Annotated in this window: 29 protein-coding genes; 11 read left to right on the top strand and 18 right to left on the bottom strand. The window is 73.6% G+C overall.

Features of this window, described 5'->3' with window-relative positions; genetic code table 11:
• The first annotated feature begins 127 nt into the window (after positions 1-127).
• Complete coding sequence (locus ABZ951_RS28605; RefSeq protein ID WP_344093673.1) at positions 128-634, top strand: hypothetical protein; 507 nt, start codon at positions 128-130, stop codon at positions 632-634.
• Between the two features lie 108 nt (positions 635-742).
• Here the strand turns inward: ABZ951_RS28605 and ABZ951_RS28600 are convergent, their stop codons facing one another.
• Positions 743-1,546 (bottom strand): hypothetical protein, encoded by an 804-nt coding sequence (locus ABZ951_RS28600; RefSeq protein ID WP_344093675.1) that lies wholly within the window; start codon positions 1,544-1,546, stop codon positions 743-745.
• Positions 1,547-1,703: 157 nt separating this feature from the next.
• Between ABZ951_RS28600 and ABZ951_RS28595 the strand changes: the two genes are divergently transcribed.
• From ABZ951_RS28595 to ABZ951_RS28585, 3 genes are read left to right on the top strand one after another with little or no spacing between them, the layout of a single operon-like run.
• Positions 1,704-2,999 (top strand): CBS domain-containing protein, encoded by a 1,296-nt coding sequence (locus tag ABZ951_RS28595; protein WP_344093677.1) that lies wholly within the window; start codon positions 1,704-1,706, stop codon positions 2,997-2,999.
• A complete protein-coding gene (locus tag ABZ951_RS28590; protein WP_344093679.1) occupies positions 2,989-3,549 on the top strand; it encodes a DUF1003 domain-containing protein in 561 nt (186 codons plus the stop codon). Before ABZ951_RS28595 ends, ABZ951_RS28590 begins: the two co-directional genes overlap by 11 nt.
• A 43-nt stretch (positions 3,550-3,592) precedes the next feature.
• Positions 3,593-4,753, top strand: a complete 1,161-nt coding sequence (locus ABZ951_RS28585) for an Mrp/NBP35 family ATP-binding protein (RefSeq protein WP_344093681.1) — start codon at positions 3,593-3,595, stop codon at positions 4,751-4,753.
• 95 nt (positions 4,754-4,848) lie between these two features.
• Here the strand turns inward: ABZ951_RS28585 and ABZ951_RS28580 are convergent, their stop codons facing one another.
• The 5 genes from ABZ951_RS28580 to sigE all read right to left on the bottom strand — a co-directional run bounded on the left by ABZ951_RS28580 (position 4,849) and on the right by sigE (position 9,713).
• Positions 4,849-5,538, bottom strand: a complete 690-nt coding sequence (locus ABZ951_RS28580; protein WP_344093683.1) for a hypothetical protein — start codon at positions 5,536-5,538, stop codon at positions 4,849-4,851.
• Positions 5,539-5,656: 118 nt separating this feature from the next.
• Entirely contained in the window at positions 5,657-6,103 is a 447-nt protein-coding gene (locus ABZ951_RS28575) for a sec-independent translocase (protein ID WP_344093685.1), read from the bottom strand.
• Between the two features lie 106 nt (positions 6,104-6,209).
• Positions 6,210-7,928, bottom strand: coding sequence for a trypsin-like peptidase domain-containing protein (locus ABZ951_RS28570; protein WP_344093687.1), 1,719 nt, complete (start codon positions 7,926-7,928; stop codon positions 6,210-6,212).
• Positions 7,929-8,151: 223 nt separating this feature from the next.
• The gene (locus ABZ951_RS28565; RefSeq protein WP_344093690.1) at positions 8,152-8,907 is read right to left on the bottom strand and encodes a zf-HC2 domain-containing protein; all 756 of its coding nucleotides are present in this window, start codon (positions 8,905-8,907) and stop codon (positions 8,152-8,154) included.
• Positions 8,904-9,713 carry an RNA polymerase sigma factor SigE gene (gene sigE / locus ABZ951_RS28560; RefSeq protein WP_344093692.1) on the bottom strand — a complete coding sequence of 270 codons (810 nt, stop codon included), beginning with the start codon at positions 9,711-9,713 and terminating at the stop codon, positions 8,904-8,906. Before sigE ends, ABZ951_RS28565 begins: the two co-directional genes overlap by 4 nt.
• 131 nt (positions 9,714-9,844) lie before the next feature.
• Between sigE and ABZ951_RS28555 the strand changes: the two genes are divergently transcribed.
• The gene (locus ABZ951_RS28555) at positions 9,845-10,510 is read left to right on the top strand and encodes a class I SAM-dependent methyltransferase (protein WP_344093694.1); all 666 of its coding nucleotides are present in this window, start codon (positions 9,845-9,847) and stop codon (positions 10,508-10,510) included.
• A gap of 99 nt (positions 10,511-10,609) precedes the next feature.
• Here the strand turns inward: ABZ951_RS28555 and ABZ951_RS28550 are convergent, their stop codons facing one another.
• On the bottom strand, positions 10,610-10,777 hold the full coding sequence (locus ABZ951_RS28550) for a DUF3117 domain-containing protein (protein ID WP_009997451.1): 168 nt from the start codon (positions 10,775-10,777) through the stop codon (positions 10,610-10,612).
• A 323-nt stretch (positions 10,778-11,100) separates the two neighbouring features.
• On the opposite strand from ABZ951_RS28550, the gene ABZ951_RS28545 reads away from it, so the two are divergent.
• Positions 11,101-11,901: an enoyl-CoA hydratase-related protein gene (locus tag ABZ951_RS28545; RefSeq protein ID WP_344093696.1), complete on the top strand. Its 801-nt coding sequence runs from the start codon at positions 11,101-11,103 to the stop codon at positions 11,899-11,901.
• A gap of 25 nt (positions 11,902-11,926) precedes the next feature.
• On the opposite strand, the gene ABZ951_RS28540 is transcribed toward ABZ951_RS28545, so the two are convergent.
• Together ABZ951_RS28540 and ABZ951_RS28535 are read right to left on the bottom strand one after the other, a co-directional pair.
• Positions 11,927-12,532: a DNA-3-methyladenine glycosylase I gene (locus ABZ951_RS28540; RefSeq protein ID WP_344093699.1), complete on the bottom strand. Its 606-nt coding sequence runs from the start codon at positions 12,530-12,532 to the stop codon at positions 11,927-11,929.
• A complete protein-coding gene (locus tag ABZ951_RS28535; protein WP_344093736.1) occupies positions 12,529-12,951 on the bottom strand; it encodes a DivIVA domain-containing protein in 423 nt (140 codons plus the stop codon). Before ABZ951_RS28535 ends, ABZ951_RS28540 begins: the two co-directional genes overlap by 4 nt.
• Before the next feature lie 105 nt (positions 12,952-13,056).
• Between ABZ951_RS28535 and folP the strand changes: the two genes are divergently transcribed.
• Positions 13,057-13,917: a dihydropteroate synthase gene (gene folP / locus ABZ951_RS28530; protein ID WP_344093702.1), complete on the top strand. Its 861-nt coding sequence runs from the start codon at positions 13,057-13,059 to the stop codon at positions 13,915-13,917.
• A 238-nt stretch (positions 13,918-14,155) separates the two neighbouring features.
• On the opposite strand, the gene ABZ951_RS28525 is transcribed toward folP, so the two are convergent.
• A complete protein-coding gene (locus tag ABZ951_RS28525; protein ID WP_344093704.1) occupies positions 14,156-14,905 on the bottom strand; it encodes a TIGR00730 family Rossman fold protein in 750 nt (249 codons plus the stop codon).
• Positions 14,906-14,971: 66 nt separating this feature from the next.
• Positions 14,972-16,051 (bottom strand): succinyl-diaminopimelate desuccinylase, encoded by a 1,080-nt coding sequence (dapE, locus tag ABZ951_RS28520; protein ID WP_344093707.1) that lies wholly within the window; start codon positions 16,049-16,051, stop codon positions 14,972-14,974.
• Between the two features lie 108 nt (positions 16,052-16,159).
• On the opposite strand from dapE, the gene ABZ951_RS28515 reads away from it, so the two are divergent.
• A complete protein-coding gene (locus ABZ951_RS28515; RefSeq protein WP_344093709.1) occupies positions 16,160-17,116 on the top strand; it encodes a hypothetical protein in 957 nt (318 codons plus the stop codon).
• A gap of 287 nt (positions 17,117-17,403) precedes the next feature.
• Positions 17,404-17,814, top strand: coding sequence for an ATP-binding protein (locus ABZ951_RS28510; RefSeq protein ID WP_344093712.1), 411 nt, complete (start codon positions 17,404-17,406; stop codon positions 17,812-17,814).
• Positions 17,815-17,898: 84 nt separating this feature from the next.
• Here ABZ951_RS28510 and dapC read toward each other — a convergent pair whose 3' ends face one another.
• Entirely contained in the window at positions 17,899-18,996 is a 1,098-nt protein-coding gene (dapC, locus tag ABZ951_RS28505) for a succinyldiaminopimelate transaminase (RefSeq protein ID WP_344093714.1), read from the bottom strand.
• A gap of 129 nt (positions 18,997-19,125) precedes the next feature.
• The gene (gene fdxA, locus ABZ951_RS28500; protein WP_344093716.1) at positions 19,126-19,452 is read right to left on the bottom strand and encodes a ferredoxin; all 327 of its coding nucleotides are present in this window, start codon (positions 19,450-19,452) and stop codon (positions 19,126-19,128) included.
• Positions 19,453-19,566: 114 nt separating this feature from the next.
• On the opposite strand from fdxA, the gene ABZ951_RS28495 reads away from it, so the two are divergent.
• Both ABZ951_RS28495 and ABZ951_RS28490 read left to right on the top strand, forming a co-directional pair.
• Positions 19,567-20,574, top strand: coding sequence for a GNAT family N-acetyltransferase (locus tag ABZ951_RS28495; RefSeq protein WP_344093718.1), 1,008 nt, complete (start codon positions 19,567-19,569; stop codon positions 20,572-20,574).
• Positions 20,575-20,645: 71 nt separating this feature from the next.
• Complete coding sequence (locus tag ABZ951_RS28490) at positions 20,646-21,482, top strand: transglutaminase-like domain-containing protein (protein WP_344093720.1); 837 nt, start codon at positions 20,646-20,648, stop codon at positions 21,480-21,482.
• A gap of 16 nt (positions 21,483-21,498) precedes the next feature.
• On the opposite strand, the gene ABZ951_RS28485 is transcribed toward ABZ951_RS28490, so the two are convergent.
• The 5 genes from ABZ951_RS28485 to ABZ951_RS28465 all read right to left on the bottom strand — a co-directional run bounded on the left by ABZ951_RS28485 (position 21,499) and on the right by ABZ951_RS28465 (position 26,486).
• Positions 21,499-22,644: a PP2C family protein-serine/threonine phosphatase gene (locus tag ABZ951_RS28485; RefSeq protein WP_344093722.1), complete on the bottom strand. Its 1,146-nt coding sequence runs from the start codon at positions 22,642-22,644 to the stop codon at positions 21,499-21,501.
• A 184-nt stretch (positions 22,645-22,828) separates the two neighbouring features.
• Positions 22,829-23,476: a response regulator transcription factor gene (locus tag ABZ951_RS28480; RefSeq protein WP_344093724.1), complete on the bottom strand. Its 648-nt coding sequence runs from the start codon at positions 23,474-23,476 to the stop codon at positions 22,829-22,831.
• Positions 23,477-23,552: 76 nt separating this feature from the next.
• Positions 23,553-24,698, bottom strand: coding sequence for a sensor histidine kinase (locus tag ABZ951_RS28475; RefSeq protein ID WP_344093738.1), 1,146 nt, complete (start codon positions 24,696-24,698; stop codon positions 23,553-23,555).
• A gap of 94 nt (positions 24,699-24,792) precedes the next feature.
• A complete protein-coding gene (locus ABZ951_RS28470; RefSeq protein ID WP_344093726.1) occupies positions 24,793-25,536 on the bottom strand; it encodes an ABC transporter permease in 744 nt (247 codons plus the stop codon).
• Entirely contained in the window at positions 25,533-26,486 is a 954-nt protein-coding gene (locus ABZ951_RS28465; protein WP_344093729.1) for an ABC transporter ATP-binding protein, read from the bottom strand. The genes ABZ951_RS28470 and ABZ951_RS28465 overlap by 4 nt, the downstream gene beginning before the upstream one ends.
• Positions 26,487-26,639: the final 153 nt, after the last annotated feature.

The raw sequence follows: 26,639 nt of genomic DNA, 5'->3' as shown, positions 1-26,639 counted from the left end.
GGCTGAGCTCAGCCACTACCAGCCCGTCCGGCGCTTGAGGACGCGCCCGCAGGGCGCTCGCCGCCGCAGGCGGCAATGACAGGCAAGCGCCAGCGGACACGCTCCAGTCACGGCATAAAGTAACCGCATGACGCTCACGCAGGCACTGATCGAAGAGGCCACCAAGAAGTCCGGTCTCATCTGGGTGCGGGGTCCGGTCGGTCCCAGCCGTGCGCTGTGGCATGTGTGGCATGACGGTGCCGCCCATGTCGTCGGCGGCCCGGGCGAGCAGCCGGTGGCCGACCTCGGTCTCACCGACGGCGGCGCCGCGACCGTGACCGTTCGCAGCAAGGACAAGGGCGGCCGGCTCGTCACCTGGTCCGCCCGGGTCGGCGAACCGGCCGCCCGGAGCGAGGAGTGGACGGCTGCCGTCGCCGAGCTGAAGGGCAAGCGGCTCAACGCCCCGGACGCGGAGCGCATCGAGGAGCGCTGGGCGCGGGAGTGCCGGGTGCTCCGCCTGGAGCCGAGCGGTGCCACGTCGTCGCTTCCCGACGACTCTCAGGCCGCGGTGCCGCTGCCGACGCCGGCGACGACACGGGAGCCGATGCCGGCGGCGCTGCCGCGGTTGCTCCGCAAGGGGCGCAGGAAGGGCTGAGCGCTTCGGCCTGCGGCCGGGCGCGTCGCTTGCGGGTGCGTCGCCTGCGGGAGCGTGGGGGGCGGGCGCGCAGTTCCCCGCGCCCCTTCCGGGCGCGGCCGTGCCGGGTCAGTTGGCCGACGGGATCTTCTTGCCGTAGTCGACCGTCTCGCTCTTCGCCGGGACGGTGAGCGGGAAGTCCTTGCCCCAGTCGCCCAGTTCCAGCTGGCCCGCGCCGCCCGCCCGCTGGATGCGCAGCGGGTAGGGGGTGCCCATGAGGGCGACGTCGAGGGTGCCGCCGGAGGCGTTCGCACCGCCGCTGACGCGGATCGTGCGGGCGCCCGCGACGGTCCCGTGCTCGCCCCGCGTGAGCTTGCCGTGCAGCCCCAGGAGCCCGTCGAGCAGCACGTCCTTCTCGGTGAAGCCCTTGAACTGCTGGTAGGAGGGGTCCGCGACGGGCACCTTCACGTACTTCTTCTCCAGCTTGCCCGCCGCCGCCGCGGCGTCCGGCTTGCTGTCCGCCGCGCCCTTGCCGATGGGGGCGCCCTTGGGCGCGGCGCCGCCGGGCGCGCCCTCGCCGCGCGACCAGAACGCGGCCGGGGCCTTCAGGAACAGCTCGTCGCCCACGCGCATCAGTTCGAAGGTGCTGACGTCCGAGGAGACCCGGCCGGTCCCCCCGTCCCGCTTCAGCCGCATGTCGATCCGGTAGGTGCGGCCCTGGCTGACGACGCTGCCGGACAGGTGGACGGCCGCCGCGGCACGGGCGGCCGCGCGGGCCTTGTCCTGGATCTGGGCGGGCTGGAGCTTGCCGACACCGTTGGTCCCCTCGTCGGGGTCCTTGGCGGCGCCGTCGCCCCCGCCGCCACAGGCGGTGAGCGCCACGGACAGGCCGACGCACAGCGCTCCCACGAGAGCCGCGTTCCGGGTTCGCACGTCTGCTCTTGCCTCCTGACACCGGTGGAGTACGGCAGCGTACCCGGGCCGCACCGGAGCGGAAGCCAGCAGTCCGTACGGCCCTCTCTCCCGCGCCGGGGCGAAGGCGGTCACGTTAGCCTGAACCGGACAAAGCTCTGGAGGAGGAGGCGCGGCCATGGCAGCAGGCGCCCACCGGGTTTTCGTCTCGCACCTCTCGGGCGTCGCCGTGTTCGACCCGAACGGCGACCAGGTGGGCCGGGTGCAGGACCTCGTCGCGATGCTGCGCATCGGCGGCCGGCCCCCGCGCGTCCTCGGGCTCGTCGTCGAGGTCGTCAGCCGCCGCCGGATCTTCCTGCCCATGACGCGGGTGACCGGTGTGGAGTCCGGCCAGGTCATCACCACCGGCGTGATCAACATGCGGCGGTTCGAACAGCGGCCCACCGAGACGCTCGTCCTGGGCGAGCTGCTGGACCGGCGGGTGCGGGTCGTGGACGGCGGCGAGGAGGTCACCGTCCTGGACGTGGCCATCACCCGGCTCCCGGCCCGCCGCGACTGGGAGATCGACAAGGTCTTCGTACGCCGTGGCAAGGGCGGCGCGCTGCGCCGCAAGGGCGAGACGCTGACCCTGGAGTGGTCCGCCGTCACCGGCTTCTCGCTGGAGGAGCACGGGCAGGGCGCGGAGAACCTCCTGGCGACCTTCGAGAAGCTGCGCCCGGCCGACCTCGCCCACGTCCTCCACCACCTCTCGCCCAAGCGGCGCGCGGAGGTCGCCGCGGCCCTGGACGACGACCGGCTCGCCGACGTCCTGGAGGAGCTGCCGGACGACGACCAGATCGAGATCCTCGGCAAGCTCAAGGAGGAGCGGGCCGCGGACGTGCTGGAGGCGATGGACCCGGACGACGCGGCCGACCTGCTCTCGGAGCTGCCCGAGGACGACAAGGAGCGGCTCCTGACGCTGATGCAGCCGGGGGACGCGGCGGACGTGCGGCGGCTGCTGTCCTACGAGGAGCGGACGGCGGGCGGCCTGATGACCACCGAGCCGATCGTGCTGCGCCCGGACGCCACGGTCGCCGACGCGCTCGCCCGGGTGCGCAACCCCGACCTCTCCCCCGCGCTCGCCGCGCAGGTCTACGTCTGCCGGCCGCCGGACGAGACGCCGACCGGCAAGTACCTGGGCACCGTGCACTTCCAGCGGCTGCTGCGCGACCCGCCGTTCACGCTCGTCGGCGCCATCACCGACACCGACCTGCGCCCCCTGCCGCCGGACACCCCGCTACCGGCCGTCACCAGCTACCTGGCCACGTACAACATGGTCGCCGCGCCCGTCGTGGACGACAGCGGCTCCCTGCTGGGCGCGGTCACCGTCGACGACGTCCTGGACCACCTGCTGCCGGACGACTGGCGGGAGACGGAGCTGCACAGCGGTGCGCTGGGCATGAGCGACCTGCCGGAGGACGCCGATGGCCGCTGACCGCAGGCGCGAGGAACGGACCCCCTCCTCGGCCGCCCCGCTCGCCCCGCTCCCCCGGGTCCGGCTGGACCAGCCGCGGCCGAAGCGCCGCAGCTGGCTGCCGGAGTACGACCCGGAGGCGTTCGGCCACGCCTCGGAGCGGATCGCGCGGTTCCTGGGAACGGGACGGTTCATCGTCTGGATGACGGTCGTCATCGTCCTGTGGGTGGTGTGGAACACCACGGCACCCGAGCGCATGCGCTGGGACACCTACCCGTTCATCTTCCTGACCCTGATGCTCTCCCTGCAGGCGTCGTACGCGGCGCCGCTCATCCTCCTCGCCCAGAACCGGCAGGACGACCGCGACCGCGTCAATCTGGAGCAGGACCGCAAGCAGAACGAGCGGTCCATCGCCGACACGGAGTACCTGACGCGGGAGATCGCGGCCCTGCGGATGGGGCTCGGCGAGGTCGCGACCCGGGACTGGATCCGCTCGGAGTTCCAGGACCTGGTCAAGGAGCTGGAACAGCGGACCGTATTCCCGCGCGAGAGTGAGGAAGACGACCGCTGACAGCCCTTTCCGGCAGCCCGGTGGCGCGCCGTAACATCGAGTCATGGCTACCGACACTCCCGTAGGATCCGCGCCGGGCGAGGACGCGATCCGCGCCGCGCTGGCGACGGTGAACGACCCCGAGATCCACCGCCCGATCACCGAGCTGGGCATGGTCAAATCCGTGGGGATCGCGGCGGACGGCACGGTCGAGGTGGCGGTCTACCTGACGGTCTCCGGCTGCCCGATGCGCGAGACGATCACCACCAACGTCCGCAACGCCGTCCTGGGCGTCGAGGGTGTCACCGGCGTCACCGTCGAGCTGGACGTGATGAGCGACGAGCAGCGCAAGGAGCTCGCGGCGTCCCTGCGCGGCGGCACGGCCGAGCGCGAGGTGCCCTTCGCCAAGCCCGGCTCCCTGACCCGCGTCTACGCCGTGGCGTCCGGCAAGGGCGGCGTCGGCAAGTCCTCCGTCACGGTCAACCTGGCGGCGGCGATGGCGGCCGACGGGCTGAAGGTCGGCGTCGTGGACGCGGACATCTACGGCCACTCGGTGCCCCGCATGCTGGGCGCCGACGGCCGGCCCACCCAGGTCGAGAACATGATCATGCCGCCGTCGGCGAACGGCGTGAAGGTCATCTCGATCGGCATGTTCACCCCCGGCAACGCCCCGGTGGTGTGGCGCGGCCCCATGCTGCACCGCGCGCTCCAGCAGTTCCTCGCGGACGTCTACTGGGGCGACCTGGACGTCCTCCTGCTCGACCTGCCGCCGGGCACCGGTGACATCGCGATCTCCGTCGCCCAGCTGGTGCCGAACGCGGAGATCCTGGTGGTGACCACGCCGCAGCAGGCCGCGGCCGAGGTCGCCGAGCGCGCCGGTTCGATCGCCGTGCAGACGCACCAGAAGATCGTCGGCGTCGTGGAGAACATGTCCGGGCTGCCCTGCCCCCACTGCGACGAGATGGTCGACGTGTTCGGCTCGGGCGGCGGGCAGCGGGTCGCCGAGGGCCTGACGAAGACCACGGGCACCCAGGTGCCGGTGCTGGGCTCGATCCCGATCGACGTGCGGCTGCGCGAGGGCGGCGACGAGGGCAAGCCCGTCGTCCTGACCGACCCCGACTCCCCCGCGGGCAGCGCGCTGCGCGCCATCGCGGCCAAGCTCGGCGGCCGGCAGCGCGGTCTGTCGGGCATGTCCCTGGGCATCACGCCGCGCAACAAGTTCTGAAGCCCTCACAAGGTCGGCCCCCAAGGGGCCCGGTAAGGGGCGGTCTCCCATGGAGACCGCCCCTTACCGCGTCTCCGGGACGGACAGCCCGTGGGTCAGCTCCCGTAGACGGTGATGTCCTTGATCACCGAGAAGCCCATGCCGTACGCGCTCATGCCCCGCCCGTACGCGCCCAGGTGGACACCGCCCTCGGCGGAGCCCGCCAGGACCCAGCCGTACTCGGACTCGCGGTAGCGGAAGGCGGTCGGCACCCCGTCCACGGGCAGCGACAGCGTCGTCCAGGCCGGCTCCTCCAGGTGGTCGGCGAGCTCCCAGGCGAGAGCCGTCTGCTGGTCCAGCCAGTCCTGCCGCAGGGCGCGCTCCATCTGGGCGGGCCAGGTGCTCGCCAGCAGCCCCGAACCGGCCAGCCAGGCGGCCGAGGAGACCGAGGTGGCCTCCAGCACGCCCGTGCCGTCGGCGCTGCGCCGCACCGGGCGGCTGGCGACGGTCACCACGACCGCGAAGCGCTGCTTGTCGGCCCCCGGGTCGGCCCGCTCGCCGCGGAGCGTGGGCTCCTCGCCGTGCCCGGTCGATCCGTGCTCCACGGTCCCGTCGGCGGCGGAGCCGACCTGCATCAGCCAGCGCGGCCCGCTGTACGCCTCGTCCAGGCCGTACCACGGGAACGAAGCCAGCAGATAGCCGTCGACCGACCGCCGGGTACCGGGCCCGCTCTGTGCCGCGTCCTGCGCGGCGGACGCGTCGGCCGCACCGGCCCCTTGCGCCCCAACCCGACTCGTCGTCTCCATCTGCGCGGCGCCTCCTTGTTGCCCGATGTCCTGGGCGAGCCGGCCCCCCTCGGACGACTTCACCCCAAACAAAGGGAGGATAGCCACCCCCGTCAATGGCACCCGGGATGCGCAGGGCTCAGGTGGCGTCGGAATCGAAGGGCGGGCGCTCGCCCACCGCCGGCTTGCCCGGCTTCTTGAGCAGGTCAGGGCCACCGGCGGGGGCCGGGGAGCCGGCCGGGGCCGCGCCCGGCGCGTCGGCGCCACGCCCGTGCACGGCGTCCGCCACCTCGGCCATCTCCGACTTCAGGTCGAAGCCGTTGCGGATCTCCTTCAGCCCCAGCTCGTCCTTCTCCAGCACGTGCTTGCGGACGAACGTCTTGGGGTTGAGGTCCTCGAACTCGAAGTCCTTGAACTCCGGACCCAGCTCGGAGCGGATGTCTTCCTTGGCGCTCTCCGAGAACTGCCGGATCTTGCGCAGCGTGCGCGACACGTCCTGGATCATCTTCGGCAGCTTGTCGGGGCCGAAGATGAGCACCGCGAGCACCACGAGCGTGACCAGCTCGAGGGGTCCTATGTCGAGCACGTTGCAGCTCCTTGATGCGTCAGTGGCCGACGGTCGAGGCCACCTATCACGGTACCTGGCCCGGCGGACAGCCAGGGATACGCCCTGGCCGACATCCGGCCAATGCTCACCGGGAGTCCGCCGAGCCGAGCGTCAGCTCCACGGTCCGCTCCTGGCCCTCGCGCTCGACGGTGAGCGTGAGCCGGTCACCCGGGCGGTGGCTGCGGACCTTGACGATCAGCTCACGGCCGCTGCGCACCGGCACGCCGTCGACCTTCTTGATCACGTCCTGCGACCGGATGCCCGCCTTGTCACCGGGGCCGCCCGGGGTGACGGCCGGGCCGTCGGCGCCCTTGGTGTTCACCCGCGCGCCGTCGCCCGTGTACTGCATGTCCAGCGTCACGCCGATGACCGGGTGGGTGGCCCGGCCGGTGTTGATGAGCTCCTCGGCGACGCGCTTGGCCTGGTTGATCGGTATGGCGAAGCCCAGTCCGATGCTGCCGCCCTGGCCGCCGCCGGGACCGGCGCCGTCGCCCGCGGAGCGGATCGCGCTGTTGATCCCGATGACGCGGGCCTCGGCGTCCACCAGCGGGCCGCCGGAGTTGCCCGGGTTTATCGGTGCGTCGGTCTGGAGCGCGTCGACATAGCTGATGTCGCTGCCGTCCTGCTTCTTGCCGCCCGCGGTGATCGGGCGCTCCTTGGCGCTGATGATCCCGGTGGTGACGGTGCCCGCGAGGTCGAAGGGGGCGCCGATGGCCACCACGGCGTCGCCGACGCGCACGGAGTCGGAGTTCCCCAGCGGGAGCGGGGTCAGGCCGGACACCCCGGACACCTTGATCACGGCGAGGTCGTAGCTGCTGTCCCGGCCGACGACGGTGGCCTTGGCCGTCTGGCCGCCGTGGAAGGTCACCGATATCTCGCCGCCGCCGGAGCCCGCGGGCTCGACGACGTGGTTGTTGGTGAGGATCCGCCCCTCGTCGTCCAGGACGAAGCCGGTGCCGGTGCCCTGGTCGCCGCCGCCGCGCACGTGGATCGTCACCACGCCGGGCAGGGTGCGGGCGGCGATCCCGGCGATGCTGCCGGGGGCACGGGTCTGTTGGCCGGCCGACGCCTGCGGCAGCCGCACGGGGTCCGCCAGAGCGCCGTCCCGCTCCAGATACGCGCCGACGCCGCCGCCGATCCCCCCGGCGACCAGCGCGATCACCACGGCCGCGACCACGGCCCGGCCGCGCCGCCGCCGCTTCGCGTGCGCGGGGTGCGCGGCCGGCTCGGCCTGGGCGGCGGGGGCACGCCACGGGTCGTACGGCCAGGGGGCCTGCGGCCGGCCGGCTCCGTCCGGGTGCCCGGGCTGAGGCGCGGGGTGGACCGGCGGCAGGTAGCTGCCCTCGCCCGACGGCGGCTGGACGAACCCACCCGGCCCAGGAGCCGCGCCGGGCGGCACGTGCGTGCCGTGGCCAGGGGTGGCCCCGGAAGGCGGCAGGTAGGCGCCCTGCGCCGGGGTCACGCCCGACGGCGGGACGTACCCGCCCTGCCCAGGAGCCGCGCCGGGCTGAAGGGGCACGCCGCCCGGCGGCAGCGGCGTGCCGTGCGCCGGGGTCACCGGGCGCTGCACGGGCGGGGCAGGGGCCCACGGGCCGGGGCGGCCGTAGGGAGGCGTGCTGTACGGGTCGGGGGCGTGCAGCGGAACGGGGGCGCCCCCGGTGTCCGCGGCCGGGTGCGGCGGCGGAGCCGATGCGGCGTGCGGGCCGTCCGGCACCGCTTCCTGCCCCCGTCCGCCCTTGGTACGCCGCGGCCGGCTCCACCACTGCGGCTTGGGCCCGGAAGCCTGTGCCTGCCCCTCGTCCATCTTCTCCCCACCGTTCGCCGGAGGGCGCACCGCACCGCCCGAGGGATGCCACCGCCCACCAGGAATTGAACCAGGTCTGTGCGGGCCTGCGCAGAGCGCCCGACGGCCGGTGTCGGGCTTGGTGGTGCTTTGTCAGCACTTGCCGCTGGTTGTTCGCGCTTGTCGGCACTTGGCCCTGGCCCGGCGGCACTTGAGAGTGCTCACCGGGCGGCGCGGACGGCGGTCAGCGCGCGAGGTCGGCCGGCGGAGCCGGGCGGGCGGCGGCCTGTATCAGCGGCGGCAGCAGCGGCGTGGTGGGCGGGCGCAGCAGGGAGACCCCGTGCCCCGGCACGGCGGGGCCAGCGTCCCGGGTGGCCGCGGTGAAGCCGAGCGACAGAGTGTCCTCGCGGGCGCTGCCCGTGTGCAGCGACAGCGGGGTGGCCGTCCCCCGGGGGTCCTCGGCGCGGGTGCTGGGCGAGGCCACGACCGAGGCCAGCGGCTGGGCGCCGCCGAGCGCGAACGCGGCGAGCGAGACCGCCCCGGCCGCCGCGAAGGCGAACCGGCGCGACCGCGAGCCGCCCCGGGCGGGATCGTGGACGTCGTGGGTGCGAAAGCCCCGCTCACGGTGGCGGCCGGGGACGGCGGGGAGCGGCGCGAAGGTCTCCGTCCGGGCGCCGGAAGCGCCTCTTCCCCGTCTCCCGGCGTCCCCGCGGACGCCCTCGGCTCCCTCGGCGCCCCTACCGGCCTGGTCGTCCGGGCCGGTGCCGGGCAGGCTCTGCAGGCGGGCGAGGAGATCCGCGGAGAGCGGCGGGGGCGCCGCCTCGGCGAACGCGCTTTTGAGCCGGCGCTGGGCGTCGGCTTCGGCTTTGCATGTCCAACAGGTCGCCAGGTGCGCCAGCACCCGCTCCCGAGAGTCGTGTCCCAACTCCCCGTCGACCAGGGCCGCGAGGCGGTCGCCGAGATGGTGCTCGGCGGGGGACTGACCGCCTGAACCGGTCACGCGATCCCTACCTCCCCACCCAGAGGAACGCCGGGGGCCACGCCCGCCACGGCGCGCTGCTCGGCCCGGGCGGCGGGCGAGCGGTGCTGGAGCGCCTTGCGGAGGTGGGAGCGGCCACGGTGGATGCGGCTGCGGACGGTGCCGAGCTTCACGCCGAGCGTCGCGGCGATCTCCTCGTACGAGAGCCCCTCGATGTCGCACAGGACCACCGCGGCGCGGAACTCCGGGGCGAGGGTGTCCAGCGCCTGCTGGACGTCCGCGTCGAAGTGGGTGTCGTTGAAGTGCTGCTGGGGGGAGGGCTCGCGGCTGGGGAGCCGCTCCGCCGCGTCGTCGCCGAGGGCGTCGAAGCGGATGCGCTGGCGGCGCCGGACCATGTCGAGGAAGAGGTTGGTGGTGATGCGGTGCAGCCACCCCTCGAACGTGCCGGGGGTGTACGTGGACAGCGACCGGAAGACGCGCACGAACACCTCCTGGGTGAGGTCCTCGGCGTCGTGCTGGTTGCCGGTGAGGCGGTAGGCCAGTCGGTAGACCCGGGCGCTGTGCGTGCTGACGATCTCCTCCCAGGTGGGAGGCGTCCACGCCTGCGCGTCCGCATCGGTGGCGAAAGTCGCGGTACGTGCGGAGTCGGCGATGGGGGTACCTCCCATGCCCTTGAGGCCATGGGGGAGGGAACGGTCAGCGGTCTTGGTCACGGATTTCGGCTCGCCGGCGGACCTGCGAAAGCGCCTCGGCACTCCCCGACGGTCTCCGGCCGCAGCCGCACCTCCCCTGTCGGCTCTGGTGGTGTCCAGTAGAGCCCCTACCATATCCATCCCGCCCGTTAGCTCCGGATAAGGAATTTTGACCTGCATTTGGTCTTGATCGCCGGCCGGCCTCCCGACTCCCTCAACGCGCGGTCCCATCTGCGGGTTCCCGTGATCAGCGGATACAGTCACGGGTGCGTCGACTACGGGGACAGGAGAGGGCCATTACCGGCAACCGGCAGACGAGCTGGGCGTTCGCCGATGCGTTCGTCGCCGAGGGCGAGGCGCTGCGCTGGGCCCGGGACCGGGCCCACGAGGCAGGTCTCCGCTCGGTGTCGTCCGGCACCGGCGCCGCGCTGCGCCTGCTCGCCGCGGCGGTGGACGCCAAGGCGGTGGCCGAGATCGGCACGGGCACCGGCGTCTCCGGCCTCCACCTCCTGCACGGCATGCGGCCCGACGGGGTGCTGACGACCGTGGACAGCGATCCCGAGTGCCAGCAGTTCGCCCGGCAGGCGTTCCGCGCCGCGGGCTTCGCGGGCAACCGCGCGCGCTTCATCCCCGGCCGGGCCCTGGAGGTGCTGCCGCGCCTCGCCGACGGCGGGTACGACCTGGTGTTCTGCGACGGCGACCGGCTGGAGTGCCTCGACTACCTAGCCGAATCGTTGCGCCTGCTGCGGCCGGGCGGGCTCGTCTGCTTCGAGGGCGTCTTCGCGGACGGCCGCACGGTCGACTCCGCGGCGCAGCCCGCCGAGGTGCAGCGCCTGCGCGAGCTGCTGCGCGCGGTCCGCGAGTCGACGGTCCTGCTGCCGTCCCTGCTGCCGGTGGGCGACGGGCTGCTGTGCGCGTCCCGGCGCGGCTGAGCGTTCACCGCGGCCGGGGGTACACCACTGCCCCGGAGCCGGCGCGGGCCGACTGCCGGGGCAGTGGGGAACAGCTGTGAAAAATTGTGGGCCCGTGCGTCAGCCGACAACCTTCTTCAGGGCGTCTCCGAGGGCCTCGGCCTCATCCGGTGTCAGCTCGACGACGAGACGACCGCCGCCCTCGAGCGGAACCCGCATGACGATGCCCCGCCCCTCCTTGGTCACCTCGAGCGGGCCATCGCCCGTCCGCGGCTTCATGGCCGCCATGCTCGTTCCCCTTCCTGAAACCAGCTCATCGTCAGCCGACGGTTCCCTGGCAGGGCTCCGCGTCACCGGCATCGAACACATTGCTTCCAGGCCATTATCCCGCATCGCGTGACCCGATGACCAACATCAGTCCGCATCCCTTCGGCAACGCGATCACGCAAAACCACCCAATTCGGCGATCGGACTGCGATACTGCGCCACCACCGCGGTGCCTTCCCGGCCGTTTTCTTTGACGCAGGTCACATATCGGCGGTCGGTGATCTCCGGCATGCTGAGCGCTGACAGCTGCCGTGAAGGGCAGCCGACCTGGGAGGGAGCGGCTCATGACCGACGCCGTGCTGTACGAGGTGACGGACGGGCTCGCGACGATCACGCTGAATCGTCCCGACGCGATGAACGCCCTGAACATCGAGGCGAAGATCGGCCTCCGGGACTCCCTGCGGCAGGCCGGCGCGGACCCGGCCGTGCGCGCCGTCCTGCTGACGGCCACCGGACGGGCCTTCTGCGTCGGCCAGGACCTCAAGGAGCACGTGGAGCTGCTGGGCGCGGGGACCGACGCCGCGGGCGGGCAGGTGATGAGCACCGTCAAGGAGCACTACAACCCGATCGTCACCGCGATCGCCGGGATGGCGAAGCCGGTCGTCGCCGGGGTCAACGGTGTCGCGGCGGGCGCGGGCGCCGGATTCGCCTTCGCGGCCGACTACCGCGTCGTCGCCGACACGGCCGCCTTCAACACCTCCTTCGCCGGTGTCGCGCTCACCGCCGACTCCGGTGTCTCCTGGACGCTCCCCCGCCTCGTCGGCCACAGCCGCGCCGCGGACCTGCTGCTGTTCCCGCGCAACGTGTCCGCCCAGGAGGCGTACGAGCTGGGCATCGCGAACAAGGTCGTGCCGGCGGCGGAGCTCGCCGCCGAGGCCCTGGCCGTGGCCCGCCGGCTGGCGCAGGGCCCGACCGCCGCGTACGCGGCGCTCAAGCAGTCGCTGGCCTACGGGGCGGACCACTCGCTGACGGAGTCCCTGGCCAAGGAGGACGAACTCCAGGCCCTGGCCGGTGCCTCGGCGGACCACCGCATCGCCGTGGACGCCTTCCTGAAGAAGGAGAAGCCCCGGTACGTGGGGCGCTGACGGGCCCCGGCCCCCCTGTCGTCCCTCAGCCCGCCGCGGCGGTCAGCGGGCGCGCGTGGCAGTCCGCCAGGTGGTCGTTGACCAGGCCGCACGCCTGCATCAGGGCGTACGCCGTGGTGGGGCCGATGAAGCGGAAGCCGCGCTTCTTGAGGTCCTTGGCCAGGGCCGTGGACTCGGGCGTCATCGCGGGGACGTCCGCCGCCGTGCGCGGGGCGGGTATGCCGGTGCGGTCGGGGGCGTAGGACCAGATCAGGGCGTCCAGCTCGCCGGGCGCCCACGCGGCGGCCACCCGGGCGTTGCCGATCGCGGCCGTGATCTTCGCGCGGTTGCGGATGATGCCGGGGTCGGCCAGCAGGCGCTCGGCGTCCGCCTCGGTGAAGGCGGCCACCTTGGCGATGGAGAAGCCGGCGAACGCGGCCCGGAACCCTTCGCGCCGGCGCAGGATCGTCAGCCACGACAGGCCCGACTGGAACGCCTCCAGGCACATCCGCTCGTACAGGGCGTCGTCGCCGCGCACCGGGTGGCCCCACTCGGTGTCGTGGTACACGCGGTAGTCCGCCACGGACTCCGCCTCCAGGCCCCACGGGCAGCGCGGCAGCCCGTCCGGCCCCGGGACCGCTCCGGTGCTCATGCGTCCGTTCCCCCGCTCTTCGTGTCCTGCTCGCCTCGGGTGTCCTGGGCGTTCCGGGCCGGCTCGGGACCGGGCCCGGCGTCCTTGCGCAGCAGCTCGGGGCCGCTCATGGCCGCGGCCTGCGCCCCGGCGAGCGCGGCCTCCAGCTCGGCGATCCGCGCGTCGCGCTCGGCCAGTTCGGCGCCCAGCCGGTCCAGCACGTCATCGGTCTCGGCCATGCGATAGCCGCGCACCGCGACGGGCAGCCGCAGCGCCTCGACGTCGGCGCGGCCGGAGGGCCGGCCGGGCGGCAGCGCCACGCCGAGCCGGTCCGGCACGGCCTCGGGCAGCGTGGCCCCGCGCCCGCCGCCCGCCACGAAGAGCGTGACCGCGGCCACCACCACGACCAGCGCGATGAGCAAGAACCAGAACACGACCATCTCCCAGGTACGCCGGTCGGCGGACTGCCAATCCGTCCTCCCCGATCGTGCCATGCCCCACTGACAGTTAAGGTCGCTGGCGGACCACGGAGAAGGAGTACGGAAATGCTGCGGCTGGGACGACGCGAGTTCGAGCGCCACGAACCGGTGATCATGGCGATCGTCAATCGGACGCCCGACTCCTTCTACGACCAGGGCGCCACCTTCCGCGACGAGCCCGCGCTGGCCCGGGTGGAGCAGGCGGTGGCCGAGGGCGCCGCCATCATCGACATCGGCGGGGTGAAGGCCGGCCCCGGCGAGGAGGTGACCGCCGAGGAGGAGGCGCGGCGCACGGTCGGCTTCGTGGCCGAGGTCCGCCGCCGCCACCCCGACGTGGTGATCAGCGTCGACACCTGGCGGCACGACGTGGGCGAGGCGGTCTGCGAGGCGGGCGCGGACGTCCTCAACGACGCCTGGGGCGGGGTGGACCCGAAGCTGGCCGAGGTCGCGGCCCGGTACGGGGCGGGGCTGGTGTGCACGCACGCGGGCGGCGTCGAACCGCGCACCCGGCCGCACCGCGTCGAGTACGACGACGTGATGGCGGACATCCTGCGGGTGACGCTCGGCCTGGCCGAGCGGGCCGCGGCGCTGGGCGTCCGCCGCGACGCGATCATGATCGATCCCGGCCACGACTTCGGGAAGAACACCCGGCACTCGCTGGAGGCGACCCGTCGGCTGGGCGAGATGGCCCGGACGGGCTGGCCCGTGCTCGTCTCGCTGTCGAACAAGGACTTCGTCGGCGAGACGCTGGACAAGCCGGTGAAGGAACGGGTGCTGGGCACCCTGGCGACCACCGCCGTCTCGGCGTGGCTGGGCGCGCAGGTCTACCGCGTGCACGAGGTGGCCGAGACCCGGCAGGTCCTGGACATGGTGGCCTCGATCGCGGGCCACCGGCCTCCGGCCGTCGCCCGGCGTGGGTTGGCCTGAGGCCGCGGGCCCCGTGCGTTGCCGCCTGCGGCGGCGAGCGTTGCCGCCTACGGCGCGTTCGTAGTTGCCGCCTGCGGCGGCGAGCGCCCTGCGGGCGCGTCCTCAAACTCCCCCAGCTAACGCTGGGAGGTGCCCCCGGACGGGCTGATATGGCTGAGCTCAGCCGAAACCAGCCCGTCCGGCGTTTGAGGACACCGCCGCGCAGCGGTGGTGCACCCCCACGACCCCGCCGGACGGCTTACGCGCCCGCTTCCTTCGTGACCAGGGCGATCGCCTCGTCCACGTCGTCGGTGAGGTGGAAGAGGTGCAGGTCGGGCAGGCCCGCCTTGCCCTGGGCGACGAGGGTGTCGCGCAGCCAGTCGACGAGGCCCTGCCAGTACGCGGTGCCGAAGAGCACGATCGGGAAGCGGGTGACCTTCTTCGTCTGGACGAGCGTCAGCGCCTCGAACAGCTCGTCCAGCGTGCCGAGTCCGCCGGGCAGCACCACGAACCCGCTGGCGTACTTCACGAACATCGTCTTCCGCACGAAGAAGTAGCGGAAGTCCACGCCGAGGTTGACGTAGGCGTTCAGCCCTTGCTCGAACGGCAGCTCGATGCCCAGGCCGACCGAGACCCCGCCGGCTTCCGTCGCCCCCTTGTTGGCCGCCTCCATCGCGCCGGGGCCGCCGCCGGTGATGACGGCGAAGCCCGCCTCGACGAGCCCGCGCCCGATGGCCACGCCCGCCGTGTACTCCGCCGAGTCCCGGGGGGTCCGGGCGGAGCCGAACACGCTGATCGCGGGCGGCAGTTCGGCGAGCGCCCCGAAGCCCTCGACGAATTCGGACTGGATGCGCATGACCCGGAAGGGGTCCTCGTGCACCCAGTCCGCCGTGCCCCTGGTGTCCAGCAGGTGCTGGTCGGTCGTGCCCTGCTGCATCTGGCCGTGCCGGCGTACGACCGGCCCCCGGCGCTGCTCCCGCTGCGCGCGCGCCCCTTCGGGGTTCCCCATGCCGTGCTCCCTCCGCTGCGGATCGTTGCAGTTCAGCGTAGGCCCAAAGGGGTTGCGGGCACCGGCTCAGGAGGTGAGCCAGGCGCGCAGCCGTGCCTCACAGTCGTTGATCAGCGAGGCGAGCACCCGTTCGTCGCGCTTGTGCGCGAGCAGCGGGTTGCCGGGCCCGTAGTTGACCGCGGGGACGCCCAGCGCGCTGAAGCGGGAGACGTCCGTCCAGCCGAACTTGGGCTTCGGCGTGCCCTCGACGGCCTTCATGAAGGCGGCGGCGGCCGGGTGGGAGAGGCCGGGGAGCGCGCCCGGCGAGTGGTCGTCGACGACGAACTCGGCCACCCCGCAGTCCGCGAAGACCTCGCGGACGTGGGCCAGGGCCTCCTCGGGGCTGCGGTCGGGCGCGTAGCGGAAGTTCACCGTGACCGTGCAGGCGTCGGGGATGACGTTGCCCGCGACGCCGCCCTCGACGCGGACGGCGTTGAGGCCCTCGCGGTACTCCAGCCCGTCGATGAGCGGCCGCCGCGGCTCGTAGGCCGCCAGGCGGGCCAGGATCGGCGCCGCGGCGTGGATGGCGTTGCTGCCCATCCAGCCGCGCGCCGAGTGGGCGCGCTCGCCCGCCGTGCGCAGCAGGACCCGCAGGGTGCCCTGGCAGCCGCCCTCGACCTGGCCGTCGGAGGGTTCGAGCAGGACGGCGAAGTCGGCGGCCAGCCACTCGGGGTGCGCGGCGGCGACGTGGCCGAGGCCGTTGAGGTCGGCGGCGACCTCTTCGTTGTCGTAGAAGACGAACGTCAGGTCGCGGTTGGGCTCGGGGACGGTGGCGGCGATGCGCAGCTGCACGGCGACGCCCGACTTCATGTCACTGGTGCCGCAGCCCCACAGGTAGCCGTCCTCGTCCAGCCGGGAGGGGACGTTGCCGGCGATGGGGACGGTGTCGATGTGGCCGGCGAGCAGGACGCGCTCGGCGCGGCCCAGGTTCGTCCGGGCCACGACGTTGTTGCCGTGGCGGTCGACCGTCAGGTGCGGCAGGGCGCGCAGCGCGCGCTCGACGGCGTCGGCGAGCGCCTTCTCGTCGCCGCTCTCGGACGGGGCGTCGACGAGCTGGGCGGTGAGACCGGCGGCGTCGAGGGACAGGTCGAGTGCTACGTCATCCATGTCCGCGACTCTAACCCTCTCACCTGGGGCGGGGCCGGGCCGGTGGCGGGGGCGCCGCGAGCGGTCCGCCCCCGGGGATTCTCTCGTCTCTCCAGTAACGTGGGCCGCATGTCCCGGAACCCCGCCACCCGCCGTGGCCGACTGCTGCGCGTCGCGGCCGCCTGCGCCGTGCTGCTGGCGCTGATCGGCTACGGCATCGCCCAGCTGGTGACCGGCGGCCCGGGGGCGCCGCGCTGCACGGTGCGGGCGAACGGCGAGTCGTACGCGCTCTCCCCCGAGCAGGCGGTGAACGCCGCCACGATCTCGGCCGTGGGGTCCGCGCGCGGGCTGCCGGAGCGGGCGGTGACGATCGCGCTGGCCACGGCCATGCAGGAGTCGGGGCTGCGCAACATCCACCACGGGGACCGCGATTCGCTGGGCCTGTTCCAGCAGCGGCCGACCCAGGGCTGGGGCACCACCTCCCAGATCACCGACCCGGTCTACGCGTCGGGGAAGTTCTACGAGCACCTGGTCGAGGTGCCGGGCTACTCGCGGCTGCCGCTGACGGTGGCCGCGCAGAAGGTGCAGCGCAGCGGTTTCCCGCAGGCGTACGCCAAGCACGAGCCGGACGCCTCGCTGCTGGCGTCGGGGCTCACGGGCCGGGCGGAGGCGGCGTTCACCTGCACCACCAGCCCGTTCGACGGCAAGCGGGGCGACCCGGCGGCGGTGCGGGCGAAGCTGCGGCGCGAGTTCGGCGCGGCGGTGCTGCCGGCCGCGGCGGAGGTCCGGGGCGGTGCGGGGAGCACGGGGAGCGGGAGCGCCGCCGGCGCGGGCCGCACGATCACGGTGCCGGCGCGCGCCCTGTCGGGGGACGGCGGGCCGGAGCGGAGCGGGTGGCAGCTGGCGTCGTGGGCGGTGGCGCACGCCGCCGAGCTGCGGATCGAGCGCGTCGCCTTCGGCGGCCGGGTGTGGACCGCGGCGGACTCCCGGGACGGCTGGCGCCGAGCGGACACTTCAGCGCAAACCCCGACGAACGACAGCGCTCGGGCCGCTTCGCCCGAGGTCAGGATCACCACCGTTCAGTAGTACGATCCGACCCCCGCACGGGGGATGCGCCGCGCCGCCGCCCGAGAGGTCCGGCGCGGGCCCCGGAATCGGTTATTCCTCCTCAAGTTCCTTGCGAATAAAGGCTTGTCGGCCTTTCCCGCGCCCGGAATGCTTGTCGGATTTGCCCAGAATTCCGAAGGGCAGATAATGCGACGCATTAATAATTCTTTACCTTGCGGTGCCGCAACCTTCGAGGCGCTCACGCGGTAGTCACTGCGTCCGCTCGCCGGACAGCAAACGTCCTCAACTCCGCTAAAAGGAGCATCATGTCCCTCCCCCTTTCGCGTCGGATCGCCCGGGTCGCGCTGCTGGTCGCCGCCGGTGCGGCACCCGTCATCGGCGCCGCCGGAGCGGCGAGCGCCGCGGACCTGAAGGCCCCCGAGCTGGCCAACGGGATCACCGCGGTGGACGGCGCGAGCCTGGGCAAGAACATCGACGCGACCTCCCACAAGGCCGGGGTCGTCGCGGGCGACCTCGGGCACAAGGCCGTCGACACCGCCGTGCCGGCCACCACGGACACCCTGGGCAAGGCCGCCAAGACCACCACCCCGGCCGCCCAGAAGGTCGCGGGCGACCTGGGCGGTTCCGCCGCGGGCGTGCTCGGCGGCGCCACGCAGACCGTGGGCAAGGGCGGCTCCGGCCTGCCCACCGGCGGCCTGCCCAAGCTCGGCGGCTGAACCGGTTCCATCCGGTCCACCATCGCGTCAAGAGGGCCCGGGAGTATTTCCCGGGCCCTCTCGCATGCGTCAAACGCGGTACCGCTAGTCCGCCAGACGGCGTACCGCGGCTTCCACCCTTTCGTCGGTGGCCGTGAAGGCGACGCGTACGAACCGCTCGCCCGCGACCCCGTAGAAGTCACCCGGCGCGACGAGGATGCCGCGCTTGGAGAGGTCGCCGACGGTGTCCCAGCAGGGCTCGTCCCGGGTGGCCCACAGGTACAGCGAAGCCTCGCTGTGCTCGATCCGGAACCCCGCGCCCTCGAAGGCGGCCCGCAGCGCGGCCCGGCGGCGGGCGTAGCGCTCGCGCTGCTCGGCGACGTGCGCGGTGTCGCCCAGGGCCGCGACGGTGGCGGCCTGGACGGGGGCGGCGACCATCATGCCGCCGTGCTTGCGGATCTGCAGCAGCTCACCGAGGACGGCGGCGTCACCGGCGAGGAAGGCGGCGCGGTAGCCGGCCAGGTTGGAGCGCTTGGAGAGCGAGTGGACGGCGACGATGCCCTCGTACGAGCCGCCGCAGACGTCCGGGTGCAGCACCGAGACCGGGTCGGCCTCCCAGCCGAGCTCCAGGTAGCACTCGTCGCTGAAGAGGAGCACGCCGTGCTCGCGCGCCCAGGCGACGGTGCGGCGCAGCTCGTCCGCCGACAGGACGCGGCCCGTGGGGTTGGAGGGGGAATTGAGCCAGAGCAGCTTGAGGCCGGCGGGGTCGAGCTCGGTGGGGTCGTCGTAGACCACCGGCTCCGCGCCGGCGAGCCGCGCGCCGACCTCGTAGGTCGGGTAGGCCAGCCGCGGGTAGGCGACCCTGTCGCCCGCGGTGAGCCCGAGCTGCGTCGGCAGCCAGGCCACCAGCTCCTTGGACCCGACGACCGGCAGCACGTTGGTGTGGGTCAGCCCCCGGGCGCCCAGCCGGCGCTCCGCCCAGCCGGTGAGCGCGTCGCGCAGGGCCGCCGTGCCCCACACCGTGGGATAGCCGGGGCTGTCGGCGGCGTCCGTGAGCGCCTGCCGGATCAGCTCGGGCACCGGGTCGACCGGGGTGCCGACCGACAGGTCCACGATGCCGTCGGGGTGGGCGGCGGCCGTCGCCTTGTAGGGGTCGAGCCGGTCCCAGGGGAAGGCGGGGAGGCGGGAGGAGACTGGGCCCACGGGTGCGCTCGCTCTCTTACGTGCGGTAGGTCCTCGGCGGACGGGCGGGACGGGCGGGTCGGGCGGAAATGGCTCCGGCCCCGCACGGCAGGCAGTGCCGTCGGGGCCGGGGCTGCGCTGCGCCGAAGATCAGTGGTCTTCGTTCTGCTTCGGCAGCGCGGCGATGAAGGGGTGGTCACGCTCGATCAGGCCGAGCTTGGAGGCACCACCGGGCGAACCGAGCTCGTCGAAGAACTCGACGTTCGCCTTGTAGTAGTCCTTCCACTCCTCAGGAGTGTCGTCCTCGTAGAAAATCGCTTCGACCGGGCAGACCGGCTCACAGGCACCACAGTCGACGCATTCGTCCGGGTGGATGTACAAGGACCGGGAGCCCTCGTAGATGCAGTCGACGGGGCACTCCTCGATGCACGCCTTGTCCTTCACGTCGACACAAGGCTGCGCGATGACGTAGGTCACGCTGTCGTTCCTCCTCGGTAGGGCTCATCTCGCGCGGGAGCGCGGCGTCGTCGATGCCCACACCTAGTATCTCCGTTCCCGGGCACTTGACGAACAAGAGGGGCGAGGAGAGCTGTGGAATTCACCACGGGCGGACGGCTGGAAATCCGGATCAGTACCGCCGATCTGGGAAAAAGGGTATCTGTGCGGCGGCTGAACGACTCCGGCAGGTCCGCCGAGCGGTTCACCGATACCGTCGGCGTGCTCGACTCCTGGAGCGGCGGTGTGCTCCGGATCACACGACGGAACGGTGAGACGGTGGAGGTTCCCGAGGCGTCGCTCGTCGCGGGCAAGGTCGTTCCGGCGGCCCCCGCGCGGCGCCGGGGCCCCGCCACCAGCGTGCGCGAGCTCCAGGAGATCGCGACCCGCGGCTGGCCGGCACGGGAGACCGGCCGGCTGGGCGGGTGGACGCTGCGCGCGGCGGGCGGTTTCACCGCGCGGGCCAACTCGGTCCTGCCCCTGGGCGATTGCGGGCTGCCGCTCGCGGCCGCCGTGGACCGGGCCGTCGCCTGGTACGCGGAGCGCGGGCTGCCCGCGCTGGTGCAGGTCACCACGGGCGACCCCGAGGGCGACGACCTCCTGGACGCCGAGCTGGTCCGGCGCGGCTGGACCGCCGAGCGGCACGCCCTGATACGGACGGCCGCGCTGGCCCCCCTCGCGGACACCGCCGCCGACATCGGCCGGGTGCTCCTCGCCCGGGAGCCGGACGAGGCGTGGCTGCGCGCGTACGGGCGTACCGCCGCGTCCGCCGCCGACGCGCTGGGCGTGCTGACGGGCGGGCCGTCCGTGTGGTTCGCGACGGTGCCGGGGGCCGCCGGCGAGGAGCTGCCCGCGGCCGTCGGGCGCTGTGCGGTCGACGGGCGGTGGGCGGGCTTCTCCGCCGTGGCCGTGGGCGAGGACCACCGCCGGCGGGGGCTGGCCACCCTGGTCATGGCCCGGCTGGCCCGGCAGGCGCTGGACGAGGGGGCCTCGGCGGCGTACCTCCAGGTGGAGACCGGCAACGGCGGGGCCGCGGCCCTCTACGACAACCTCGGCTTCACCACCCACCACGCCTACCACTACCGGCGCGAAGTCCGGCGATAACCGCGGCCGCGCCGCACCATGGAAGCCGGTGGTGGGCTCCCCCACCGCCCCGAGCGGGTACGAGGCACCTTATGTACGAGAGCACTGCCCGGCGGCAGCGGTTCGCCGAAGCGGCACGGGAGGAGCGGCCCGACCTCGCGCTGCTGTGCCTGCTGATCGCCGCCGAGGCCGACCCGGCGGCGGGCGAGGACGCGATCGACGCCGCCCAGATAGAGCTGGACCGGCTGGCGGGGCTGCTGCCCGCCCTGAGCCGGCAGGACGCGCCCGCGCGGTGGGCCGAGGCGCTCGCGGAGCTGCTCGGCGAGCGCTGCGGCTTCCACGGCTCCCCCGCCGACTACCGGCGCCTGGAGTCCTCGCTCCTGGGCGAGGTGCTGCTGCGGCGGCGCGGGCTGCCGATCCTGCTGTCCGTGGTGTGGATGGAGGTGGCCCGGCGGGCGGGCGCGCCGGTGTACGGGGTGGCGCTGCCCGGCCACTTCGTCGTCGGCTTCGGCGACCCCTACGGGCGGCACCTGCTGGCCGACCCGTTCGACGGCGGGCGGCCGCTGACCGACGAGGACGCCGGGCTGCTGGTCGCGGGAGCGACGGGCACCCCGCTGGCGCCCTCGATGTTCTCCCCCGCCGAGCCGCTGGAGATCGTGCTGCGGGTGCTGAACAACATTCGCGCCTGGGCCGCCGCCCGCCCCGAGCGCAGCGACGTCCAGCTGTGGGCGGTCGAGCTGTCCCTGCTGCTGCCCAGCCATCCCGCGCGGCTGCGCTACGAGCGCGCGGAGCTGCTCGTGGAGCGGGGGGACTTCGCGGGCGGTGCGCACGAGCTGGAGGAGTACGCGGAGGTCGTCGACGCGCTGGAACCGGCCGTGGCCGAGTCGGTGCGCCGCCAGGCGCGGGCGGCCCGGGCGATGCTGAACTGACGCCCCGGCCCGGCCGTCACCGGGCGCCGCCCTGGCCGAGGAGCCGGGCGGCCGGGTTCCGCTCGCGCCGCTCGCCGCAGGTGTGCGCGTTGCGCACGATCAGCACCGCCGCGTCGTCCTTGAGGTCGCCGCCGGTGTACCGCTCCAGGTCCGCGCGGAGCGCCCGGGCCAGGTCGGCGGGTTCCAGGCGGGTCCAGCGGGTCAGGCGCTCGCGCAGGGGGTAGAAGCGGCCCTCGGCGTCCCGGGCCTCGGTGACGCCGTCGGTGCACAGCACCACCCATTCGTGCGGGTCGGGCGGCACCTCCACGCCGAGGCGGGGTTCGCCGGTCAGCACGCCGAGGCCCAGGGGCAGGCCGAAGTGGCCGGGGAGGCGCTCCTCGACCTCGTCGCCGCGGATCAGGTAGTAGGGGATGTGGCCGCAGGACAGGACGCGGGTGGGGTCCTCGGGGCCGCGGACCTCCAGCAGCATCGCGGTGACGAACCGTTCCTCCGTGCCGGTCAGGGACAGGGCGCTGTTGTGCCGGAGGAGCGCGCTCTCCATGTGGTCGGCGACGGCCTCCAGGGCGGCCTCGTGGTACGCCGCCTCCCGGAAGGAGGTGAGCACGGCGTGCCCGGCGCCGATGGCCGGCATGCCCTTGCCCTGGACGTCCCCGATCAGGACGCGCTGCCCGTAGGGGCTGTCCACCACCTCGTAGATGTCCCCGCCGACGCGCGCCCCCTCCTGGGCGGAGATGTAGAACCCGGCGACCCGCAGCCGGCCCGCGGTGATCGGCAGTTCGCGCAGCATGGTGCGCTGCACGGCGTCGGCGACCATCCGGGTGCGGTCGTAGGCCGCCTCGCGCTCCAGCAGGGCCGCGCACAGCGCCACGGCGAACCCGGCGACCAGCAGCGCCCCCAGGACGGCCACCAGGGCGGCGAGGGTGTCCCACTCCGGCACGACCACGCAGTGGATCAGCACCTGGGCGGCGGCGAACAGCCCGGAGACGACGACGGTGCGCCGGAAGGAGCACAGCCGGGCGGCGATCAGCGGCATGACGCTGGCCACCAGGGCCAGGCGCAGCCGGGTGCCCGTCATGCAGTCCAGCACGGCCAGGGCGACGAGGGCGGCGATCAGCAGGACCGTCAGGGTCCGGCCGCCGTCGGGGACGCGTCTGAGGTGCACGGCTGCCTCCCTCCTCCCGAATCCTCCTGACGTACCGCCCGTGCGGTTCCGCACGTGCGTACGGACCTTACGACGGCTCGGTGACGGCTGTGCGACACATCCATGATCCCGTGCCGCAGGTCGCGGCCGAAGGGGCTTTGGTCCCGGCCGCGCCGCGCCGCGGCGGGCACCCGGCCGGCAGGGGTCAGAGCCAGCCCTTGTCCCGGGCGATCCGGACGGCTTCGGCGCGGTTGCGGGCGCCGGTCTTCTGGATGGCGGTGGAGAGGTAGTTGCGCACGGTGCCGTGGGAGAGGTGGAGGGCCGTGGCCAGCTCCGCGTTGGTCGAGCCGTCCGCGGAGGCGGTGAGCACCGCGCGCTCGCGGTCGGTCAGCGGGTTCGCGCCCTCCGCGAGCGCGGCGGCGGCGAGCGTCGGGTCGATGACCCGCTCGCCGCGCAGCACCCGCCGCAGGGCGTCGGCGAGCCGGGCCGCGGGGGCGTCCTTGACCAGGAAGGCGTCGGCGCCCGACTCCATCGCCCGGCGCAGGTACCCCGGCCGGCCGAAGGTCGTCAGGATCACCACCTTGAGCTCCGGCAGCTCCCGGTGGACCAGGGCGGCGGCGTCGAGCCCCGTCATGCCCGGCATCTCGATGTCGAGCAGCACCACGTCGAGGGCGTGGGCGCGGGCGGCGTCGAGGACCTCGTCGCCCCGGGCGACCTGGGCGACGACGTCGATGTCGCCCTCCAGCCCGAGCAGCGCGGCCAGCGCCTCCCGGACCATGGACTGGTCCTCGGCGAGGAGGACCCGGATGGTCCGTCTGCTGTCGGGGGCGGGGGCGTCGGGCTGCTCGTTCACAGCGTCAGGGTAGACGGCGGCCGGGCGGCCGCCGGGGGCCGCGGTCGGCGGCCCGACGGCGGGGCCGGGCCGGCCCTCAGACCCCGCCGTCGGGCCCCCGGTCCCGGGACAGCGGGACGTACGCCCGCAGGTGGAAGCCGCCCTTGGGGCCCGGGCCCGTTTCGAGGCGGCCGCCCACGAGGGCCAGGCGTTCGGCCAGGCCCGTCAGGCCGTTGCCGTAGGGGCGTGCCGGGCCGCCGCCGTCGTCCGCGACCGTCAGGCGCAGCTCCGCGCCCGGCTCCTCGACCGTCACCCGGCACCGGCGGGCCCCGCTGTGCCGGACCACGTTGGTGACCCCCTCGCGCAGCGCCCAGGCCAGCGCGCTCTCCTCGTCGGGCGGCAGGTCGGCGTGGGCGGCCGCGGCCGTGCCGGTGTCCAGGGCGATGCCCGCGGCGGCCAGTGCCGTACGGGCCCCCGCGATCTCCGCCTCCAGCGTGGGGCGGCGGAAGCCGCTCACCGCCTCCCGCACGTCCACCAGGGCCTGCCGGCTGACCCTCTCGATGTCCGCGACCTGCTGGGCGGCCTGTTCGGGCCGGCCCGGCAGCATCCGCCCCGCCAGCTCGCTCTTGAGCGTGATGAGGGACAGCGAGTGGCCGAGCAGGTCGTGCAGGTCGCGGGCGAGCCGCAGCCGCTCCTCGTTGGCGGCGAGGTGCGCGACGGTGGCCCGGGCCTCGCGCAGCGCCCGGGCGGTCAGCACCATCTGCCGGACCCCGGACATCGCGAAGCCGCCGAGCAGCGCCGGGATGACCAGGGCCGGCAGGAAGTCGTGGGCGCCCGGCAGGCCGAACCCGGCGGCCACGAGCACCACGGTGATCAGCGGGATGGCGGTGCGCGCCTGCCGGATGGGCAGGGCCGCGCCGCAGGCCACGCAGGCGTACACGTACAGCACGAGCCAGGCGGCGCCGAGCGTCAGCGACAGCACGGTCGCCAGGGCCATGAGCATCCCGAGCAGCAGGGCGATCCGGCCCTGTTCCATCGGCCGCGAGGTGTGCCGGAAGACGAGGAGGAGGTAGGCGGCGACGTAGGCCACGAAGCCCGCCCAGCCGAGGGCGTCGGCGACCGCCGTGTGGTGGTCGCCGAGCAGGTCCTCGACGGGCGCGGCCAGGTAGGCGAACCAGATGGAGATCCACAGCAGCTTCACCGTCGACTGCCGGCGGTTCGCCGGCTGGACGCCGATGCCCATCGAGAACTCCGGGGTGTCGTCGTTCTCCCTGAGGGAGCGCCAGGCCCGCCGGAGGTACCGCTCTCTTGCCATCTGCCCGTCCCCCGCGTCCCGCTCAGCCCTTGCGGGTGTCCTTGCGGTACAGCCACGCGGCCGCACCGGCGAAGAGGACAAGATAGGCGAAGAGGATGCTCACGTCGCGCAAGTGGGGGGCGTCACCCTGCTCGATGGCCTGGCCGAGGGCCGCGTAGGCGTGGGTGGGCACCCACTCGGCGGCCTTCTGCAGCCAGTCGGGGAAGGTCGTCGTCGGCATCCACAGGCCGCCGAGCATCGACAGGCCGAAGTAAATGATCATCGTGAGGGGGCGGACGGCGTCCCCGGTGGCGAGGTAGCCGACGGCCACGCCGAGGGCGGCGAAGACGATGCTGCCGGCCCAGATCGCGCCCGTCAGCGCGAACCACTGCCACGCCGCGTCGAACCGCACGTCCTTGACGAGCGCGGCGATGGCGAAGACGACCAGGATCGAGGGGAGCGCGACGACGGCGGCCGAGGCGACCTTCGACGCCACGTAGCCGCGGCCCGGCAGGGCGGTCAGGCGCAGCTGGCGCACCCAGCCCTTCTCGCGCTCCTTGGCTATCTTCTCGCTGTTGCCCACGAGGACGGCGGTGATCGCGCCGAAGGAGGCCATGGAGACCATCATCAGCACCGGGAGGGTCAGGCCGGTGTCCCCGACGGTCTCCGTGCTGCTCGCGCCGCCGGCGATCATCAGGTAGAGCGCGGCCGGGTAGACGACCGAGAAGAACATGAACTTCTTGTTGCGCAGGGTGCGCGCGATCTCAAGCTTGACCAGGGTGATCATCGGCCCGCCTCCTCGGCGGTCGCTGCGTCGGTGATGGCGATGAAGGCCTGCTCCAGGCCGAGGCCCGCGACCTCCAGGTTGCGCGGGAAGAGCCCCAGCCCGTAGACGGCGTGGACGGTCGCGTCGGCGTCGTGCGACTGGATGCGCACGGTGCGGCCGGAGACCTCCAGGGAGGACAGGAAGGGCAGTTCGCGCAGGGCGGCCTCGCTGACGGGGCCGTCCAGGTCGAAGACGACGCGCCGGGCCCCGGCCTTCGCCTTGATCTCGGCGGCCGAGCCGTCGGCGAGCACCCGCCCGCGGTGCAGGACGATCACCCGGTCGGCGATCGCGTCGGCCTCTTCGAGGTAGTGCGTGGCGAACAGGATGGCGCGGCCCTCCCGCGCCTGGCCGCGCATCACGCCCCAGAACGCCTGCCGGGCGGAGACGTCCATGCCGGTCGTCGGCTCGTCCAGGACGATGAGTTCGTTGGCGCCGGCCGTGGCGAGCGCGAACCGTACGCGCTGTTCCTGGCCGCCGGAGAGCTTGTTGACCTTCCGGCCGGCGATCTCGGTGAGGTCCGCCCGCTCCAGGACCTGCTCGACGGGGTGGGAGCGGGGGTGCAGGGCGCAGGCCAGCCGGACCAGCTCACGGACCGACACGTCCTCCATCAGACCGCCGGACTGGAGCATCGCCCCGACCTTGCCCTCTGCGATGGCCCGCTGCGGGGTGGTGCCGAAGACCTCGACCCGCCCGGCGTCGGGGTTGCGCAGCCCGAGGAGGAGGTCGAGCGTGGAGGACTTGCCCGCCCCGTTGGGGCCGAGCAGGGCGACGGTCTCCCCCGGGTGGAGCTGGATGTCCAGATCCGCGACGGCGCGTACCTCGCCGTAGTTCTTGCTGACGTTCTCAAAGCTGACCACGGGGGCGCCGGTGCGGCGCCCGTCCCCCGTGAACGTGCTGGCTGTAGTGGTCATACGCACCATCGTGCCTGGTCAGCGCGGGTGTGTGCAGTGTCAGCCGTCGTGTGCCGACGATGACAGATGTCATGGGTGCGCGGGGGCGTCGTGGAGCGAGCGGAAGAAGGGGGAGCGGTCCCGGTGCCAGGCGTTGATCTCGGCCATGGCGGC

Origin of the sequence: Streptomyces sp. NPDC046215 (assembly GCF_040646215.1) — a bacterium.
Taxonomy (GTDB): Bacteria; Actinomycetota; Actinomycetes; order Streptomycetales; family Streptomycetaceae; genus Streptomyces; species Streptomyces stramineus.
This window is presented reverse-complemented; position numbering and strand designations above follow the sequence as displayed.

Bases quoted from the DNA above. Each gene is read 5' to 3' on its own strand.
- ABZ951_RS28605 (WP_344093673.1), top strand. From the start codon at position 128: ATGACGCTCACGCAGGCACTGATCGAAGAGGCCACCAAGAAGTCCGGT.
- ABZ951_RS28595 (WP_344093677.1), top strand. From the start codon at position 1,704: ATGGCAGCAGGCGCCCACCGGGTTTTCGTCTCGCACCTCTCGGGCGTC.
- ABZ951_RS28590 (WP_344093679.1), top strand. From the start codon at position 2,989: ATGGCCGCTGACCGCAGGCGCGAGGAACGGACCCCCTCCTCGGCCGCC.
- ABZ951_RS28585 (WP_344093681.1), top strand. From the start codon at position 3,593: ATGGCTACCGACACTCCCGTAGGATCCGCGCCGGGCGAGGACGCGATC.
- ABZ951_RS28580 (WP_344093683.1), bottom strand. From the start codon at position 5,538: ATGGAGACGACGAGTCGGGTTGGGGCGCAAGGGGCCGGTGCGGCCGAC.
- ABZ951_RS28570 (WP_344093687.1), bottom strand. From the start codon at position 7,928: ATGGACGAGGGGCAGGCACAGGCTTCCGGGCCCAAGCCGCAGTGGTGG.
- sigE (WP_344093692.1), bottom strand. From the start codon at position 9,713: ATGGTAGGGGCTCTACTGGACACCACCAGAGCCGACAGGGGAGGTGCG.
- ABZ951_RS28550 (WP_009997451.1), bottom strand. From the start codon at position 10,777: ATGGCGGCCATGAAGCCGCGGACGGGCGATGGCCCGCTCGAGGTGACC.
- ABZ951_RS28545 (WP_344093696.1), top strand. From the start codon at position 11,101: ATGACCGACGCCGTGCTGTACGAGGTGACGGACGGGCTCGCGACGATC.
- ABZ951_RS28540 (WP_344093699.1), bottom strand. From the start codon at position 12,532: ATGAGCACCGGAGCGGTCCCGGGGCCGGACGGGCTGCCGCGCTGCCCG.
- ABZ951_RS28535 (WP_344093736.1), bottom strand. From the start codon at position 12,951: ATGGTCGTGTTCTGGTTCTTGCTCATCGCGCTGGTCGTGGTGGTGGCC.
- folP (WP_344093702.1), top strand. From the start codon at position 13,057: ATGCTGCGGCTGGGACGACGCGAGTTCGAGCGCCACGAACCGGTGATC.
- ABZ951_RS28525 (WP_344093704.1), bottom strand. From the start codon at position 14,905: ATGGGGAACCCCGAAGGGGCGCGCGCGCAGCGGGAGCAGCGCCGGGGG.
- dapE (WP_344093707.1), bottom strand. From the start codon at position 16,051: ATGGATGACGTAGCACTCGACCTGTCCCTCGACGCCGCCGGTCTCACC.
- ABZ951_RS28515 (WP_344093709.1), top strand. From the start codon at position 16,160: ATGTCCCGGAACCCCGCCACCCGCCGTGGCCGACTGCTGCGCGTCGCG.
- ABZ951_RS28510 (WP_344093712.1), top strand. From the start codon at position 17,404: ATGTCCCTCCCCCTTTCGCGTCGGATCGCCCGGGTCGCGCTGCTGGTC.
- ABZ951_RS28490 (WP_344093720.1), top strand. From the start codon at position 20,646: ATGTACGAGAGCACTGCCCGGCGGCAGCGGTTCGCCGAAGCGGCACGG.
- ABZ951_RS28475 (WP_344093738.1), bottom strand. From the start codon at position 24,698: ATGGGCATCGGCGTCCAGCCGGCGAACCGCCGGCAGTCGACGGTGAAG.
- ABZ951_RS28470 (WP_344093726.1), bottom strand. From the start codon at position 25,536: ATGATCACCCTGGTCAAGCTTGAGATCGCGCGCACCCTGCGCAACAAG.
- ABZ951_RS28465 (WP_344093729.1), bottom strand. From the start codon at position 26,486: ATGACCACTACAGCCAGCACGTTCACGGGGGACGGGCGCCGCACCGGC.